11 protein-coding genes are annotated in these 18,576 nt (G+C 47.0%); 8 read left to right on the forward strand and 3 right to left on the reverse strand.

Translation table 11 applies throughout. The features are described 5' to 3' along the window. The first annotated feature begins 65 nt into the window (after positions 1 to 65). The 7 genes from BN3912_RS11495 (at position 66) to BN3912_RS11525 (ending at position 12,039) form a co-directional block, all read left to right on the forward strand. Entirely contained in the window at positions 66 to 3,170 is a 3,105-nt protein-coding gene (locus BN3912_RS11495) for a SusC/RagA family TonB-linked outer membrane protein (RefSeq protein ID WP_023983896.1), read from the forward strand. A gap of 15 nt (positions 3,171 to 3,185) precedes the next feature. Beyond that, positions 3,186 to 4,919, forward strand: coding sequence for a RagB/SusD family nutrient uptake outer membrane protein (locus BN3912_RS11500; RefSeq protein WP_004368825.1), 1,734 nt, complete (start codon positions 3,186 to 3,188; stop codon positions 4,917 to 4,919). Then, positions 4,913 to 6,307 (forward strand): DUF4960 domain-containing protein, encoded by a 1,395-nt coding sequence (locus tag BN3912_RS11505; protein WP_023983895.1) that lies wholly within the window; start codon positions 4,913 to 4,915, stop codon positions 6,305 to 6,307. Before BN3912_RS11500 ends, BN3912_RS11505 begins: the two co-directional genes overlap by 7 nt. 17 nt (positions 6,308 to 6,324) lie before the next feature. Beyond that, positions 6,325 to 7,920 carry a glycoside hydrolase domain-containing protein gene (locus tag BN3912_RS11510; protein ID WP_023983894.1) on the forward strand — a complete coding sequence of 532 codons (1,596 nt, stop codon included), beginning with the start codon at positions 6,325 to 6,327 and terminating at the stop codon, positions 7,918 to 7,920. Positions 7,921 to 8,106: 186 nt separating this feature from the next. Further along, on the forward strand, positions 8,107 to 9,906 hold the full coding sequence (locus tag BN3912_RS11515; RefSeq protein WP_023983893.1) for a glycoside hydrolase family 32 protein: 1,800 nt from the start codon (positions 8,107 to 8,109) through the stop codon (positions 9,904 to 9,906). Between the two features lie 13 nt (positions 9,907 to 9,919). After that, positions 9,920 to 11,077 (forward strand): MFS transporter, encoded by a 1,158-nt coding sequence (locus BN3912_RS11520; protein ID WP_023983892.1) that lies wholly within the window; start codon positions 9,920 to 9,922, stop codon positions 11,075 to 11,077. A 77-nt stretch (positions 11,078 to 11,154) separates the two neighbouring features. Further along, entirely contained in the window at positions 11,155 to 12,039 is an 885-nt protein-coding gene (locus BN3912_RS11525; protein WP_023983891.1) for a carbohydrate kinase family protein, read from the forward strand. A gap of 239 nt (positions 12,040 to 12,278) precedes the next feature. On the opposite strand, the gene BN3912_RS11530 is transcribed toward BN3912_RS11525, so the two are convergent. Then, positions 12,279 to 14,042 (reverse strand): 1-deoxy-D-xylulose-5-phosphate synthase, encoded by a 1,764-nt coding sequence (locus BN3912_RS11530; RefSeq protein WP_023983890.1) that lies wholly within the window; start codon positions 14,040 to 14,042, stop codon positions 12,279 to 12,281. Positions 14,043 to 14,415: 373 nt separating this feature from the next. On the opposite strand from BN3912_RS11530, the gene BN3912_RS11535 reads away from it, so the two are divergent. Beyond that, entirely contained in the window at positions 14,416 to 15,765 is a 1,350-nt protein-coding gene (locus BN3912_RS11535; protein ID WP_023983889.1) for an MATE family efflux transporter, read from the forward strand. Between the two features lie 163 nt (positions 15,766 to 15,928). On the opposite strand, the gene BN3912_RS11540 is transcribed toward BN3912_RS11535, so the two are convergent. Continuing rightward, positions 15,929 to 16,924 carry a YqiA/YcfP family alpha/beta fold hydrolase gene (locus BN3912_RS11540; RefSeq protein WP_023983887.1) on the reverse strand — a complete coding sequence of 332 codons (996 nt, stop codon included), beginning with the start codon at positions 16,922 to 16,924 and terminating at the stop codon, positions 15,929 to 15,931. A gap of 205 nt (positions 16,925 to 17,129) precedes the next feature. Beyond that, positions 17,130 to 18,563 carry a tetratricopeptide repeat protein gene (locus tag BN3912_RS11545; RefSeq protein WP_023983886.1) on the reverse strand — a complete coding sequence of 478 codons (1,434 nt, stop codon included), beginning with the start codon at positions 18,561 to 18,563 and terminating at the stop codon, positions 17,130 to 17,132. Positions 18,564 to 18,576: the final 13 nt, after the last annotated feature.

Consider the following 18,576-nt stretch of genomic DNA (forward strand, 5'->3'; position numbering starts at 1 on the left):
TATTCCTTCTATCATAACTTTGCGGCATACGAAACTAATATCTAAATCTAAAAATGTATGCCAATATGAAGTATGTGAAGTTACTACTATTTAGCTTCATGCTGTTTGTATGCTGTGTTTCGGCAAGTGCACAAGGCATGGAAGTAAAAGGACGCGTTGTGTCTGCTGCCGACGGAGAGCCGATTGTCGGGGCTTCTGTTATGGAACAGGGCACAAGCAATGGCACTCTGACCAACGTAGATGGCGATTTCAAACTGAATGTCAGGTTGGGTGCAACGCTTAATATCTCTTATGTCGGTTTCACAACTGTTACGGTGAAAGCTGCTCCCGATATGAATATCACCATGAAAGAGGATGCGCAGGCACTGAATGAAGTTATCGTTACCGGTTACACTACCCAGCGCAAAGCCGATCTGACAGGTGCCATATCGGTAGTAAATGTGGATGAGATCGCCAAACAGAACGAGAATAATCCCATGAAAGCACTGCAAGGACGAGTGCCGGGAATGAACATTACCGCCGACGGAGCGCCCTCTGGAAGTGCCACGGTGCGCATTCGAGGCATCGGAACCCTAAACAATAACGATCCTCTTTATATTATTGATGGGGTGCCAACCAAGGCAGGTATGCACGAACTTAACGGCAATGATATCGAGAGTATCCAAATTCTAAAGGATGCAGCTTCGGCATCTATCTACGGTAGTCGCGCCGCCAATGGCGTGATTATCATTACCACTAAGAAAGGTAAGAATGGCAGAATTAGGATCGATGTGGACGCTTCGATCTCCGCATCCATGTATGCCAACAAGATGAAAGTGCTCAATACCAAGGAATATGGGCAAGTGATGTGGCAGGCATATGTGAACGATGGCATGAATCCGAATACCAACGGATTGGGCTACACGTATAATTGGGGCTACGATGCGCAGGGATATCCCGTACTTAATAGTATAACCATGTCGAAATATTTGGATGCTGCAAGGACGACACCTGCCGCCGATACCGACTGGTTTGATGAGACCACCCGCACCGGAGTGATACAACAATATAACGTAGCCGTAAGCAATGGCTCTGAAAAGGGTAGTTCCTATTTTTCGTTGGGCTACTACAAAAACTTGGGAATTATTAAGAGTTCCGACTTCGAACGCTTCTCTGCCCGTATGAATTCGGACTATAAACTGGTCGGAGATGTATTGACCGTGGGTGAACATTTTACTCTTAACCGCACGTCGGAAGTACAGGCACCCGGCGGATTTCTGGAAAATGTGCTGCAATTCAACCCCTCCTTACCCATATATACCAACAAGGGAGAGTACGCAGGTCCTGTGGGTGGTTACCCTGACCGTGAGAACCCCGTGGCACGTTTGCAGCGTAATAGTGACAATAGATATACATATTGGCGTCTTTTCGGTGATGCCTTCGTCAATCTCAACCTATTCAAAGGCTTCAATGTTCGTTCGACTTTCGGCTTAGATTATAGCCAGAAAATGCAACGTATCTTTACTTATCCTATCACAGAGGGTAATGTTGCCAAGGCTACTAATGCTGTGGAAGCCAAACAGGAACACTGGACAAAGTGGATGTGGAATGCTGTTGCCACATATAACATGGAGATCGGTAAGCATCGTGCCGATGCCATGTTAGGTATAGAGCTTAACCGTGAAGACGATACAAACTTCTCCGGTTACAAAGAGGGCTTCATTATACTTAACCCGAACTATATGTGGCCCGATGCCGGAGTAGGCATTGCGCAGAGCTATGGAACGGGTTCGGGCTACTCGCTTGTTTCCTATTTCGGAAAACTAAACTACAACTACGACGACAAATACATGGCATCGTTGACAGTACGCCATGATGGTTCTTCGCGTTTCGGTAAGAACAACCGCTATGCCACCTTCCCTTCTGTATCGATAGGATGGCGCCTTAATCATGAAAACTTCCTCAAACAAGCCTCATGGATCGACGATTTGAAGCTTCGGGCATCATGGGGACAGACGGGAAACCAAGAGATTTCCAACATTGCACGCTATACTATTTACGTGAGTAACTATGGTGTAAACGAAAATGGCGGGCAAAGTTACGGTACTTCCTACGATATCGGAGGCACCAACGGCGGAAAAACATTGAACTCGGGATTTAAACGTAACCAGATCGGAAACGACAACATCAAGTGGGAGACAACCACTCAAACGAACTTAGGATTAGATTATGCTTTCCTTAACAACACACTCTACGGCAGTTTCGACTGGTATTTTAAGAAGACAAAAGACATTTTAGTGCAGATGGCAGGTATTGCCGCGATGGGTGAAGGCAGTACTCAATGGATCAATGCAGGCGAGATGGAGAACCGAGGTCTGGAGTTTAACATAGGTTATAGGGGCTCTACACGCTTCGGACTTAAATACGATATTACCGGTAACATCGGTACATACCGCAACAAGATAACAAAACTCCCCGACACGGTAGCTGCTAACGGCACGTTCGGAGGTAACGGTGTAAAGAGCGTGATCGGCCATCCGATGGGCGCACAGGTAGGTTATGTTGCCGATGGTATATTTAAAAGTCAGGACGAGATAGACAATCATGCCACACAAGAAGGTGCAGGTCTCGGACGTATTCGTTGGAAAGACCTTAATCATGATGGCAAGATAACCGAAGCAGATCAAGATTGGATATACAATCCGGTGCCGGATTTTACTTACGGTTTCAACATCTACTTGGAGTACAAGAACTTTGATTTTACCATGTTTTGGCAAGGTGTTCAAGGTGTAGATATCATTTCCGACCTTAAGAAAGAAACTGATCTTTGGGCAGGTCTTAATATCGGCTTCCTCAACAAGGGCACGCGTCTGCTCGATGCATGGAGTCCGACGAACACAGGAAGCAACATTCCGGCACTTACATTGTCTGATAATAACAACGAAAAGCGCGTATCTACCTATTGGGTAGAGAACGGATCGTACCTGAAACTGCGTACCATTCAGCTGGGATACAACTTCCCTAAGAGCATTGCAAGTAAACTCTTTATGGAGCGACTGCGCATGTATGTAAGCGCACAAAACCTGTTTACGATACATAGCAGTAACTTTACGGGCGTAGATCCGGAAAACCCGAACTACGGATATCCTATTCCTCTTAACGTTACATTTGGAATTAATGTTACATTCTAATAACTGCAAACTAATATGAAAAAGATAATATATATATGTACAGCTATATTGCTCCTGTCGTTCAGCAGCTGTTCAGACTTCCTTGACAGGCAGGTTCCTCAAGGAACACTTAGCGACGATCAGGTGAAGGATGCCAAATATGTAGACAATCTCGTTATATCTGCCTACGCCGTATGGATTTCTGCCGAAGACATCAATTCCTCTTTCTCGATGTGGAACTTCGATGTACGAAGCGATGATGCCTATAAAGGCGGAAACGGAACGAGCGACGGAGACGTGTTCCACCAACTTGAAATCTCGCAAGGCATACTAACTACCAACTGGAACATCAGCGATATGTGGCAACGTTTGTACAACTGCATATCACGTGTGAATACTGCAATAGCTCTGCTCGACCAGACCGACGGTTCCACTTATACGCTGAAAGAAGAGCGTTTGGCAGAGATGAAATTCTTACGTGCCTATGGTCACTTCCTTTTGAAGCGGCTCTATAAGCACATCCCCTTCATTATGAACGAAAATCTTACTACGCAAGAGTACAATAACCTGTCGAACACGGAGTATTCGAACGACGAGGGATGGCAGCAAATCATTAATGATCTCGAAGCTGCATATAAGGTGTTGCCCGTGAAGCAGGCCGAAGTAGGCCGTCCATCCAAGGCTGCTGCCGCCGCATTCCTTGCCAAAGTGTACCTCTATAAGGCGTATCATCAGGATAATGCAAGCACTAATGAGGTAACAAGTATATCGAACGACGATCTTAAAAAGGTGGTAGAATACACCGAGGAAGCCATTTACACCGCAGGGGGATATGGTTTGGAGACGGATTTCCATAACAACTTCCGCCCCGAACCGCAATACGAGAACGGTAAGGAAAGCCTTTGGGCCATGCAATATTCTATGAACGACGGAACTACCTACGGCAACCTGAATTGGAGTTATGGCTTGATTGTACCGAATATCCCGGGGGTTACCGACGGCGGATGCGACTTCTACAAGCCCAGTCAGAACCTTGTAAACGCTTTCCGTACCGATAGGAACGGACTTCCTTATATCGATACGTTCAATCAGAACGATTATGACAAGTCGACAGACTATGCCGATCCGCGCCTTTTCCTTACGGTAGGTTTGCCCGGACTGCCCTATGAATTCAACAAAGACTATATGATGGACGAGAGTGCAACGTGGAGCCGTTCCAATGGTTTGTACGGTTATTATGTAACGTTGAAGCAGAATGTCGATCCTGCAAGTGGCTATCTGATTAAAGGTTCGTGGTGGGGAACACCGATGAACCGTATCGTTTTCCGTTATGCAGACGTTATGTTAGAGCGTGCGGAGGCACTTGTACAGCTCAACGACGGCCGTATAGCAGAGGCCATTGCCATAGTTAACAGGCTTCGCACAAGGGCCAAACAGAGTCTTAGCGTCATTTCAGACTATGAAAACAGGTATGGCGTGAGGATGAATGTGAGCACCTATGCCGGCACTTACAACCAAGCACAGGCACTGAAAATAGTAAAAATGGAACGTAGAATAGAGCTCGGTATGGAGAGCGAGCGCTTTTTCGACCTCGTACGTTGGGGAGAAGCCGACAGTGTTATCAACAAATATTACGCCGAGGAGGCCAATGACTGCTCCATATACAGTGCGGCCAGATTTACTAAAAATAAGAACGAATACCTGCCGATACCGTATGCACAGATAGCTGCATCGAACGGGCATTACACACAAAACATAGGAGAATGGTAATTATGAAGACAATCGTATCGAACATTATGCTTGCTCTGTTTGCCGTATTTGCTACTGCTTCGTGCAACAATAGCGACGTTTCAGACATGCAACTCGGCGGCAACTGCGAGGTTACGGCTTTCGCCTTAGACAACTACGAGGGCACCATCGATGCCACGAACCGCACTATTACGGTACGTATACCGGAAACCTACGCGACTGACAGTATGAAAGTTACGGCATTAAGTCTCAGTGAAGGAGCCCAAAGCGATATAAAGAGCGGCGACAGACTTAATATGTATGCCCCGCATACCATACATGTAACCAACGTAGATGTGTACTCTGATTGGACTATATCTATAAAACACGACGAGGCCAAGATAAAATCGTTTAAAATCAACGATACCTATACCGGTATCATAGACGAAAACAACAAGGCCATTGCGGTATATGTACCCGAAGGATTAGACCTCTCTAACCTCACTCCGACGGTAGAAATCAGCGACAATGCAACTATTACGCCGACTACAGGCGTGCCCATGGATTTCAGCAGACCTGTAACATTCAAGGTGGAAAACAATACGGCGTCGGCCGAATATACCGTAACCGTTACACCCATCGGTAAACCTTCGGCCGTTTATGTGGGGTTGGCAAGCACGATGGATCAACTCAACATCGAAGAACAAACGGCTTGCAAATGGATGTTAGAGAATATTCCGAACTCCATCTACGCTTCGTTTACCGATATTAAGAACGGCACGGTAGACCTCAGTGAGTGCAAGGTAATATGGTGGCATTACCATAAAGACGGCGGTATAGATGGCAAATCGGCCTTCGAGAACGCCGCCCCCGAGGCTTTGGCTGCCGCTCTAAGGCTGAAAGATTATTATGATAACGGCGGTTCTTTCCTCTTTACCCGCTTCGCAACCAATATGCCGGCAGAAATAGGAGCCGTGAAGAACGATGCTTGTCCTAACAACTGCTGGGGACAGGCAGAAAACAGTGCCGAAACAGTAAGCTCGCCTTGGAGCTTCTCCATACAAGGACATACTGCACATCCGTTATTCCAAAATCTCATCATGAACAGCAGCGAGCCTAATAACGTATATACCTGCGATGCCGGTTACCGCATTACGAATTCTACAGCGCAGTGGCATATCGGTACCGACTGGGGAGGCTATGCCGATTATGCTACGTGGCGAAACGAAACGGGCGCACAGGATTTGGCTTACGGAGGCGATGGTGCAATCGTTGTATGGGAGTTCCCATCAACTGCAAACAAGGGAACCATTCTTTGTATAGGCTCTGGATGTTACGATTGGTACAGCATAGCCGATGTAACGGAGAACTATCATAAGAATGTTGCAAAGATGACGCTCAATGCGTTCAACTATCTAAAAAACAAGTAAAACGAAAGATATACATCATGAAACAGATGATCAATACAATAGCATTCGTAGCATGTATGGCAGTTCCTCTTGCCGGTTGCAGCAGCGAGGACGAGGTTGCAGAGCAGAAAGACTGGAACACTACGACTTATTTCCATTCTGCAGACGAGCAACAGCAGACAACTTATTATAAGCCTTATAGCGGATATGTAGGCGATCCTATGCCGTTTTATGATCCTATAGCAAAGGACTTTAAGATACTTTATCTGCAAGACTATCGCCCCAATCCGTCGGGTACGTACCACCCTATATGGGGTGTTTGTACGAAGAATGTGGCCGACTATACCTCGTTAGGAGAACTCATCAGCTGCGGAGGACTGGCAGAACAAGACGCTGCACTCGGTACCGGATCTACCGTATATTCGGAGAGCGATAAACTTTATTATACTTTTTATACCGGGCACAGGTATCAACCGTCTTCTTCGGAGTGTACAGAAGTGGTGATGATGGCTACATCCTCCGACTTCAAGACATGGCATAAAAGCCGCACGTTCTTCCTGAAAGGTATCGATTATGGCTATAGCAAAGACGATTTCCGCGATCCTTTTGTGTTCAAAGACGATGCTGGCGTGTATCACATGCTTGTTTCTACGCAGAAAAATAACAAAGGAACATTGGCAGAGTTTACATCGAACGATCTGAAAACATGGAACAGTGCAGGAACGTTTATGACCATGATGTGGGACCGATTTTATGAATGTACCGATGTTTTCAAGATGGGCGACTGGTGGTATTTGGTATATAGCGAGAAGCATGCTGCCATACGTAAGGTGCAATATTTTAAGGGGAAAACGCTCGATGAGCTAAAGGCATGTACCGCAAACGATGCAGGTAAGTGGCCCGATAGCCATGAAGGTTTCCTCGACAGCCGCGGTTTTTATGCGGGAAAGACGGCATCCGACGGTACCGACAGATACATCTGGGGGTGGTGTCCCACGCGTTCGGGAGAAGATAACACGGCAGTCGGGGCATATCCCAATGAGCCCGAATGGGGCGGGAACCTCGTTGTACAGCGCGTAATACAACATGCCGACGGCACTCTTACGCTGGGTGAAGTGGCCGGAATAGCCAAAAAATACGACTCTTCGCAAGATGTAAAGCTGATGGATAAAAGCAATACCGGTGTTACCGAGAACGAAAACGGCTATAGTTTATCGGGTAATAGCTATGTATTGTTTAATCGTTTGGGCAGACATAATAAGATAACGTTTACCGTAAAAACCAATGGTAACGAAGATAAGTTCGGCATATCGCTGGTACGCGGATCGGATTCGAACAAATTTTATTCATTGGTCGTCAACCCTGAAAGCGATGCCAACCGCAAGATAAACTTCGAAGAAGAGGGAACAGCCGGTAAGGGTTTCATCGATGGCATCGACGGTTATATATTCTCGCGCCCTGCGGATAACACTTACAATGTAACGATTTATACGGACAACAGCGTATGTGTAATGTACATCAACGATATATGTAATTATACTAATCGTATCTACGGTATCCAAAAGAACTGCTGGAGTATCAATTGTTATAGTGGTTCGATTACCGTTAGCAATATTAAAGTGAGCCAATATTAAGATGGCGTAAATGGTATTCTTGCGGCATAATATGCGTGTTGTGCCGCAAGATAACGAAAACAGAAGAAAAAAATAAATATTCCCAACCTGTAAAATAGAAAAAATAAACTATATTTGCATCAGACAATAACCTTGTAGATGAATGGTATATAACGTTCGGTGCTACATAATAAACAATCGAAAAATATGAAACCGACCAAGATTTTAAGCCGCATTTTCCGTCGGGTTACGCTGGGATTATTGGCAATGAATCCGCTGTTTGTGCATGGTCAGAAGCCTGTTGACATGATGTTTCTTAGCAATAACCATTGCATGTTGCGGGTTTCTTTGGACGGAAAGTACCTGTTACTTCCCGTAGAAGAGCGTGCTGAAATGAGCAATATCAAGGTTCTGATCGGCAGCTATGCGACACAGACACTCAATGTACGCTTGGCAACCGACTATGTAGACTATTACGTTCCGTTGGACTTGTCGGCTTATCAAGGTAAAAGTGCGGTGTTAGACATACATGTGAACGGCAATATACGTAACGAAGGTGCCATAAAGGGGTTCATATGTTGGAAGGAAATCAAGGTGTCAAACGTCTTTGACAAGGCAAATCGTGAACGTCTTCGCCCCGTCTATCATCATTCGCCGGCCTATGGATGGATGAATGATCCTAATGGTATGTTTTATAAAGATGGCATTTATCACCTTTATTACCAATTCAATCCGTACGGATCCCAATGGGAAAACATGCATTGGGGGCACTCTACGAGCCGTAATCTGATAGACTGGACCGACGAGGGCATAGCTATATCGCCCGATGCCTTGGGAACTGTGTTCAGCGGAAGTGCTGTTGTAGACAAGAACAATACCGCCGGATTTGGTGCAGGTGCCATTGTTGCCATGTACACTTCGGCCGGTGAAAGCCAGACACAAAGCCTTGCATACAGCACAGACGATGGGAAGACGTTCGTTAAATACGATAGAAATCCTGTCATTACCGCAGATGTACCGGACTTCCGCGATCCGCATATGTTCTGGTATGAGCCCACCAAACGGTGGATTGTTATCCTTGCAGCAGGACAAGAGATGCGCTTATATTCGTCTGCCAATCTAAAAGACTGGACTTACGAGAGTAGTTTCGGGCAGGAATACGGTAATCATGAGGGGGTATGGGAGTGCCCTGATCTGATGCAATTGCCGGTACGTAACACCGATAAACAGAAATGGATGCTGATTTGCAATATCAATCCGGGAGGTCCGTTCGGTGGAAATGCCACTCAATATTTTACTGGATATTTCGACGGGCACCGCTTTGTATGCGAGTCAGAACCGCAGGTTACGAAATGGATGGATTACGGTAAAGACCATTACGCTGCCGTTACGTTTGACAATGCACCTAATAATCGCCGTATCATAATGGCATGGATGAGCAATTGGCAATACGCTAATCAGGTGCCGACCAAGCAATATCGCAATGCTAATACTCTGCCCCGTGATTTATACCTCTATGAATATCAAGGCGAAACTTACGTAGGTATCATCCCTTCTCCTGAGCTTTTGGCATTACGAGGCAAGGCAATAGCCAAGGATTTAGGCAGAGGAAAGAAAACTTTCAGTGCCGGTAACGGTGCATACGAGATAGTGACGGAGATAAAATCTGCTATCAATGGGAGAAGCATTATTACCCTGCAGAACGGGAAAGGCGAAGCTGTTTCTATGACATATGATGTAAAAGCGGGCACTTTTGCCGTAGACCGTACGAAGAGCGGCGACACTTCGTTTAATGAATCTTTTAGTTCCGTTACGGTTGCACCGGTTCGCGGAAAGCTTTCCACACTGCGTATATTTGTCGATAAGAGTAGCATTGAGGTGCTCGATGCAGAGGGGCGTCTTGCCATTACGAACACAGTATTCCCCTCGGAGCCTTACAACGTGCTTATTATTGATAACGAGAAAGGCAATAAAACAGCCGCAACAATCTATAATATAACGAAATAATAATACATTAATTATGAGCAAATCCGTTAAATTAACACTCATCCCAGTGATGTTATGTTTCTTTGCCATGGGCTTTGTAGACCTTGTCGGCATTGCTTCGAACTTCGTCAAAAAAGACTTATCCCTAAACGATTCCACGGCAAATATATTCCCTTCGCTCGTATTCTTCTGGTTCCTGATATTCTCAGTTCCTACGGGTATGCTGATGAACAAGATCGGACGTAAGAACACAGTGCTCCTTTCGCTTGTCGTAACCATTGTATCTTTATTCCTTCCTTTATTGGGTGAGAGCTTCGGCATCATGCTTGTGTCTTTCTCACTTCTGGGTATCGGCAACGCTCTTATGCAGACATCGCTCAATCCGCTCGTATCTTCAGTTATCAAAGGCAATAACTTAGCCTCTACTCTAACTTTCGGACAATTCGTCAAGGCCATAGCTTCGTTCATGGCACCCTATATTGCCATGTGGGGTGCAATGTCGGCCATACCCTCGTTCGGGCTCGGTTGGCGGGTGCTGTTTCCCATATATATGATTATCGGAATCATAGCCTCATTGCTTTTGTTGGGCACGCCGATCGAGAACGAAAAGGCAGAAAGCAAGCCTTCAACGTTCGCTGAATGCTTCAAGCTCCTTGGCAAACCGATCGTACTTCTATCGTTTATCGGCATTATGTGCCATGTGGGCATCGACGTAGGTACGAACACAACGGCGCCGAAGCTCCTTATAGAACGGCTGCACATGCCGCTCAACGATGCTGCCTTTGCCACAAGTCTCTACTTTATCTTCCGTACGATAGGCTGTCTTACGGGTTCTTTCTTCCTTAGAGTTATGAAGCACCGTACTTTCTTCATCATCAGTGTAACGATGATGGCACTGAGTATGATCGGTATGTTTTTAGATACGTCGAAATTCGTACTCTATGCGTCGATCGCACTCGTAGGCTATGGCAATTCTAATATATTCTCCATCGTCTATTCGCAGGCATTGTTATCGGTACCCGACAAGCAGAACGAAGTGTCCGGACTGATGATTATGGGCCTTTTCGGAGGTACGATATTCCCCTTGCTCATGGGCTTTGCCAGCGATATAACCAATCAGGCAGGAGCTGTGGCGGTAATGGCGGTGGGGGTGGTTTACCTCTTTACCTATATCAAGCGCGTGGCGCAATAAAATAAACCGGCCGTTCTGCCGCAGCAACAGCATAAAAACGGCTGCTACAACAATAACATCTATTAAAACCGAAAGATATGGAACAATTGATTATCGGATTGGGAGAGGCTCTTTGGGACTGCCTCCCCGAAGGAAAGAAATTAGGAGGTGCGCCGGCAAACTTTGCTTATCACGTCGGACAGTTCGGCCTTCCATCGCTTGCAATCAGCGCTGTAGGGAACGATGAATTGGGAAACGAGACCTTAAAAGCGTTCGATCGAAAGCGGTTGAAGTACATTATGCCGCGTGTAGATTTCCCTACAGGAACGGTACAGGTGGTACTCGATGTTGAGGGAGTGCCCACCTACGACATCAAGGAAGGCGTAGCATGGGACAATATTCCGTTTACCGGCGATATTAAAGAGGCGGCCGAGCACTGCCGTGCCGTATGTTGGGGATCGTTGGCACAACGGAATGAGGTTTCTCAGAATACCATCAACAGATTTTTGAAGAGTACTCCGAAAGGCTGTCTGAAGATATTTGACATCAATCTGAGGCAGAACTTTTACACCAAGGAGATTATTCAAAGCTCGCTACGCCTTTGCAATGTGCTTAAGATCAACGATGAAGAACTTGTTACAATCGGCCGTATGTTCGGCTATCCCGGACTGGATATCGAGAATAAATGTTGGCTCATCCTCGGCAAATACAATCTGGATATGCTCGTACTTACGTGCGGTGTGAACGGTAGTTATGTGTTTGCGCCCGGCAGCATGTCGTTTAGAGAGACGCCAAAGATAGAGGTTGCCGATACTGTAGGGGCGGGCGACTCGTTTACGGGCTCGTTTACAGCAGCCATACTTGCCGGACTTCCTATTGCCGAAGCCCATAGATTGGCGGTAGATGTGAGTGCTTTTGTATGCACACAGAACGGGGCTATGCCTGTTTTGCCTAAAGAATTTATCGAACGCATCAAGGGTTGAGAGACAAAAGAAAGCGCGGTTTTCATGCATGGAAACCGCGCTTTCTTTATACATTTATTTCGCCTATAATAAATATTCGGCAGTACCATTATCCCCAAGCATACTGCCTAAGACGCTTACATCTACTGTCCATCGGCTATGGACCGCAGGTGTATCTGTTTTATAGGGTATTTCCAAGAACATGGTTCTGCCGAACTTGCAGAGAGAAATCTGCAGTCTTACAATCCTATTCTCCGTATTTACGAAACCAATTCGCGTTTGATGTCGGTGGTAATCTGCTCATCTGTCAGATGATTTTCGCGCATCAATTCGTTCACATCGTAGCGGTCGTAGAGGGCTTTCCTTACACCGAAGTTCATTACGCGCACTGCAGAAGGGCCGTAGAAGCGGGCGATGCGTTCGCCGAAGCCGCCGTCGAGGCTTCCGTCTTCTATGGTAACCACGAGGTTATGGTCGCATTTAAGGTCGTTGAGCAGTGCTTCGTCTGTGCCTGTAAGGTAACGGGGATTGATCAGCGTAGCATCTATACCGTCGGCAGCCAGTGCTTTCTGCACGTTTTCACCTTTCTGATAAAAGTCGCCCACAGCGATAATAGCTACCTTGCTTCCGCGATGTGCCACCTTGAAAGTATTCAAATTCGAGTAATCCTCGTCGTACTTTTCATCACTGTGCGCCACGTTCCATTCAGGTATGCGCACCGCCACGGAATACTTGTCTTGCCGTATTGCCCATTTCTCCATGGCGATCATCTCCTCGTAAGTAGTCGGGGCAAGGTAAACCAAGTTAGGTATATGGCTGAACATCGGTATGTCGAAGAAACATATATGCGTGAAATCGTTCATTCCGAAGATAGATGCACCTAACACATTGATAACAGCCGGATTGCCGTTAACGCATAAGTCTTGCGCCATTTGGTCGTATGTACGCTGCAAGAACGTGGCATATGTGCTGAATACGGGGTGCGCTCCGCGTTTCGCCATGCCCGATGCAAGTGCGACAGCCTCCTCTTCTGCTATTCCTACATCGACAAATTGGCGCCCTGCTTGGCGTCTCTGTTCTGGTCCGAAGCCTACTGCCATAGGCACACCTGCGGTAATTGCTACCAGTTTAGGATCGTTCTTCATCTCTTCGAGTAGGAATTTACCGAGCAGCACCGGCATATATTCCCCGCCTGTACCTTGGTTCTTCCGTTCACCGGTCTGCAGGTCGAAAGGCATATTATAGTGCCATGCCTCCTTATTTTCTACGGCATATTTGTAACCGTGCCCCTTTTCGGTATGGATATGCACCACGGTCGGGCGCGGTGTATCCTTCACCTTGCGGAACATTTCTACGAGTGCAGCCACGTCATGTCCGTTCTCCAAGTAATGATAATCGAACCCGAAAGCCTTGAAGTAGTTCAGTTCAGCCTTGCCGTTCGTATCGCGCAGGAGTTTCAGATTCCTGTAAATGCCGCCATGTGGCTCGGCAATACTCATCTCGTTGTCATTGACAACGATAATTATATTGGTACCCAATTCCGCTGAGGTATCAAGTCCTTCGAACGCTTCTCCGCCACTTAACGAGCCATCACCTATGACCGCAATCACGTTTTCCTTGCCTCCAAGGATATCGCGGGCTTTCTGTAATCCCGATGCAAGCGCGATGGAAGTCGACGTGTGCCCTATTTCGAAGTTATCGTAAACGGGAGATTCCGATGGTGAACTGTATCCCGAAATGGCATCCATGCTGTTGTCGTCGAGGAAACCTTTGGCTCTTCCCGTCAATATCTTATGGGGATAACTCTGATGCGACACATCGAAAACGATCTTATCTTCGGGCGCATCGAACACATAATGTAATGCCACGGTGGCTTCGGTGAACCCAAGATTAGGGCCGACATGCCCTCCATGATGGCTTACACGGTTCAACACTCCGGCACGAACCTCATCTGCAACAACGTTAAGCTGCTCTATCGTCAGCTTTTTTAAGTCTTTTGGTGACTGAATTTTCTCTATATACATAATACATTCGTTATATCTTGGGTGCAAAGGTAGAACGATTGTTTGTAAAACATATTAAACATTTTACGGATAGATGAATACAATTTACACGAATACCTATATTTAAATATTGCGTTATCCTTGAATTTATGGCGTTTCCGTAAGTTCTTTATTGTTTTTTTACTGTTTCTGAATTTGGCAGAGGCAGTGGAAACGGCAGTCTTGTCTGGCTGTTCGGAGGCAAATATACAGCAGTTCCGAAATCTTTAGACAATAATTATACATTTATCCGTTAATAACAACAGGCACGGGGAGTTTTACTTCTGTCGCTCCCTGTTATAAGCAATATTTGCGAAGTTTACATTATTTATTATAATACGATATACACTTTTCAATGAAACAATACTACACCCATTACCGCGCACTTGCCTCTTTAGGCGTGCCGATTATAGTAGGTCAGCTCGGAACAATTATCCTCGGATTTGCCGACACATTGATGATAGGGCGGCATAGTATGCCGGAACTCGCCGCTGCAGCGTTCGTCAACAATATGTTTGTGTTGGTTCTGTTGTTTTCGATGGGCTTCTCTTACGGGCTTACCCCCATCGTGGGGAGCCTTTACGGGCAGGGTGAAAAGGGCAAGATAGGTATTATGTTGAAGAACAGTCTGGCGGCCAATCTGTTCTTGTCGGTGGCGTTGATGGCCGTAATGGCATTGCTTTACCTGAATATCGGCCATCTCGGACAACCCGAAGAACTGCTTCCGCTGATGAAGCCTTACTTCCTTGTCAACCTTGTTTCGATACCTTTCGTAGCTTGTTTCAATACATTTAAGCAGCTTGCCGACGGAACCACCGATACTAAAACGGCCATGTGGATACTCTTGGGTGGCAACCTGTTGAACATAATCGGCAATTACCTGCTCATATACGGCAAGTGCGGGCTGCCCGAAATGGGCCTCTTGGGGGCCGGATTGTCTACTATGTTGTCGCGAATGCTCATGGCTGTGGCATTCGTCGTCATTGTTTTTCGATCGAAGAGATACCGTATATACCGCCAAGGTTTCGCTGCAGGACAGATAAACCGCGGAGATATGCGCCATCTGTGCGGACTCGGTGTGCCATTGGGATTGCAGATGGGGATGGAAGCGGCGGCGTTCAGCCTCAGTTCAGTGATAGTAGGATGGATCGGTACCGCAGCTTTAGCGGCTCATCAGGTGATGCTTACCGTGTCTCAGTTCTTCTATATGGTCTATTACGGCATGGCTGCAGCGGTGGCAATCCGCGTGAGTTACTTTGCCGGACAGCGCGACTACGAAGCGTTGAACCGCTCTACGGTGGCGGGATTTCATCTGATTTTACTCATTGCCTTTGCCGTTTCGGTGCCCGTGATGCTGCTGCGAGGCGCCATAGGCGGTTGGTTTACCGACAGCAGCGAGGTTTGTTTGATGGTGTCGCAGGTCATCATACCGCTTGTTGTTTATCAGTTCGGCGACGGTCTTCAGTGCACCTATGCCAACGCCTTGCGCGGTATATCGCATGTAAAACCGTTGATGTATGTGGCTTTCGTGGCCTATTTCGTCATCTCGCTTCCGCTGGGTTATCTCTTCGGTATCACGTTCCGTTGGGGACTCTTGGGCATCTGGTCGGCCTTCCCTTTCGGTCTTACCATTGCCGGCGTGCTCTATTATTACTATTACCGCCGCTATCTGTGCCGCATTGTTCGCGGCAGCGGGGCTGCGTGATGGAGCATGCATGCCGAACAGGCGATGAATACGTAATAGCGGGGCATTATATATTAGAGAAGAAAAAATATAAAAAAGTGTCCGATTACCATGCTATGATAACCGGACTCCTACGTGTTTTGAATAATTAAATAAAAGGTTTGTCTTTTTCTTATATGTCTTTTTACTGGCCTCCGAGGCGCTCGAAAAAGACGATAACGTCTTCCCAAGTCTTGAAATCATCGCTACCGAATGTTATCGTAGTGCCCATAAACTCTTTACAGGGCGTGGCATCGATGAAGTAATCGCCATAAAGCAACCGGCGTTGGTTGCAGAAAATTACGCGGTCGTAGGCCGGTGCGCCGAGGATATTTTCCGTCCACGTTTGCGCCGCATCTATCATCGAGTGGTTGTTGGTGGGTGCCGGAACCACGATATATACATCGTATTTCTCTATCAGAAACTCATACGCCTTGTTTAAACTCGACTTCGGTTTGCCGTACGCATCGCGTAAAGTGTTGTCGTGTATGTAGACTATGGGACGCTCGCGGCCTTCCTGCCGGTCGTCTATCCAGCGGATAACGGGCATAACACTGTGGAAGAACGATTTATCCGTCAGGCGGTGTTCTCCGTGAAAGCGGATAGCATTGGGGTAATGTTCGCGAAACAAGTCGAACGTATGCACCACTTGGTCTTGATCGCCGAACAGTCCGTACACGCGATTTCGCTCTTCAGCGGTTACATGGGCAAAACATTGCTCCGTTATCTCCTTGTACTCTTTTACCAAGGCCTTGGTTACGATGAACTCCTGTATGCCGTCTTGCCGCAGATTTTGATACGTCTGTTTGCCCATCATACCGTGTTCGTGCATCGTTTCTCCCATTCTGAAAGCCGGATTAACGATAATTCTGTCGTAGCCGTAGAGCATTTCCGTGTACATTCCTCCCATCGAAGTGCCGATGATAAGGCTGGGACTTTGTTCGCTACACACACGGCGGAGCAGCGACATAGCCTCTTCGGGATGCAACGGCAGGTCGTAGGCAACGACCTTAGACTGCGGGAGCGTGTCTTGTATGCGCTTTACCGTTCCCGATTGCGCCGACGATCCGAAGCCGTGAACATATAGTATCGTCTTGCCCGACATGATGTCGGAATACTGCTTGATATACTGGTTTTCCATTGAAATCTTGCCGCTTGTGTGTTGCAAAGACGGTGCCAAACGAATACAAAGCAATGTGCTTCAATTCGTTGAGGTTCTGCCTGTCTTTTGCAAAGGTAACATATATAGCCGACAATACAAAATATTATGCGGCTTATTTAGCTGGTCTACGGCGGTTAGGCATGCCGAATAAGCCGCATAGAGCAATAGTCTGTTGGTTTTACACTTATGGTCTGTTAAAGAAAGGTGCCACGTATTCCGTTGCTTTGTTCTCTACAATCACTCGGTTCATGTTATATCTGATGGTTACGCGGTGCGTTGTATCGTCCATATCAAAGGCATCCATGCCCTGTTCCAAGGGGATGAAGGTAGGAATGAGCGCCTGTGTATAAGGAGCAGACAACGGTTTACCGGCCGCTTCTACCTCGCTTATCGGCAGTCGGATGCCGAGATCGGCCAGACGCCTGCCCTCTGCAATAAATATTTCCTGCCGCATCAGGTACGTTAGTTCGAGTGCGGAATCGACCGTGGTGCATGCCCTGACCATATCTTCCGTTACCGATGTGCCCGATACTGTGGGCACATTGATAAGGTTGGGGGCACGCCTGTCGAGCACAAGGCCCGTTCTATAGGCGTCATCCTTAGATGCTGCCACCACATAATCGGCACTGTTAGGGTAATGTTTGAAGCCTCCGTTGTATCTGCCCTCGAGCTGATCGTTCAGATTATGTTGTATCGGGCGCGTCTCGACCAAAGAGATAAGTCTCACCAATCGACTTTTAGCATCGCTCAATCGACTTTTAGCGAGGTCAGCCTCGGCAAGTATCAGGTAATTTTCTTCTGCCTTGGCGATGCAGATGGGCTTCTGGTCGGTGGAAATGAGCTGAAAATACTTGGGATCAAGGAAGTCTAAGCGCGGTAGGGGCTGATACATGGTGCCCCAGATGTCGTCTTGCATGGCGTTGGATATACCGTTATCGCCGTCGAATGTAACTTGTACGATGAAATTATCCGATAGATTGAGCGACGATTGTGCCTCTTCGATGGCTTTGTCTGCATCGCCCAAACGGTAATAGGAACGGGCCTTGAGCGTATGGATGAACGCCTTGTCGGTATCGCTTACAGCGTATTCGAGCGCTTTGTCGAGTGTTTGCAGCGCCAATTGCAACTGTTCATTCCATGTTTTCGGTTCGCCTCCTGTGGTTACGGGCAGCGCACGAAAGTTTTCTCCGGCAAGAATATACGAGTAAGCCTTGATATAATACAGCTTGAAAAGTTGCGGTCGGGTAGTGTTGGTATCGTGTTTCTGCACCTTGTCGATACCGTAATCGGCTGATTCGCGCAGGTTCCCCACGTAACGTTGCAGCGTAGCAATGTCGGGATCGGTATAGAGCAGCTGCGGAATATCGAACACCTTACTCTCGCGGGTGTAGTTGTTGAAGTAGTTGTCTGTCATGATTTCCGTGTGCAGACAGAAAGTGCCGACGGCTTGCGCGAACGACTTTTCGGTGCCGTTTACCCATGTTTCCATGGCATTGGGGGTATTTAAATAGGTGTCTTCGTCTACGTTAGGGTTGACAATTCCCTCGGGTTTCACGAGATCGCATGAGGACAACGAGACGCAGATACATGCTGCGAGGATGAAATTTATTATTTTCATTGTTTGTAAACTT

This window comes from Prevotella phocaeensis (assembly GCF_900065875.1).
Lineage (GTDB): Bacteria > Bacteroidota > Bacteroidia > Bacteroidales > Bacteroidaceae > Prevotella > Prevotella phocaeensis.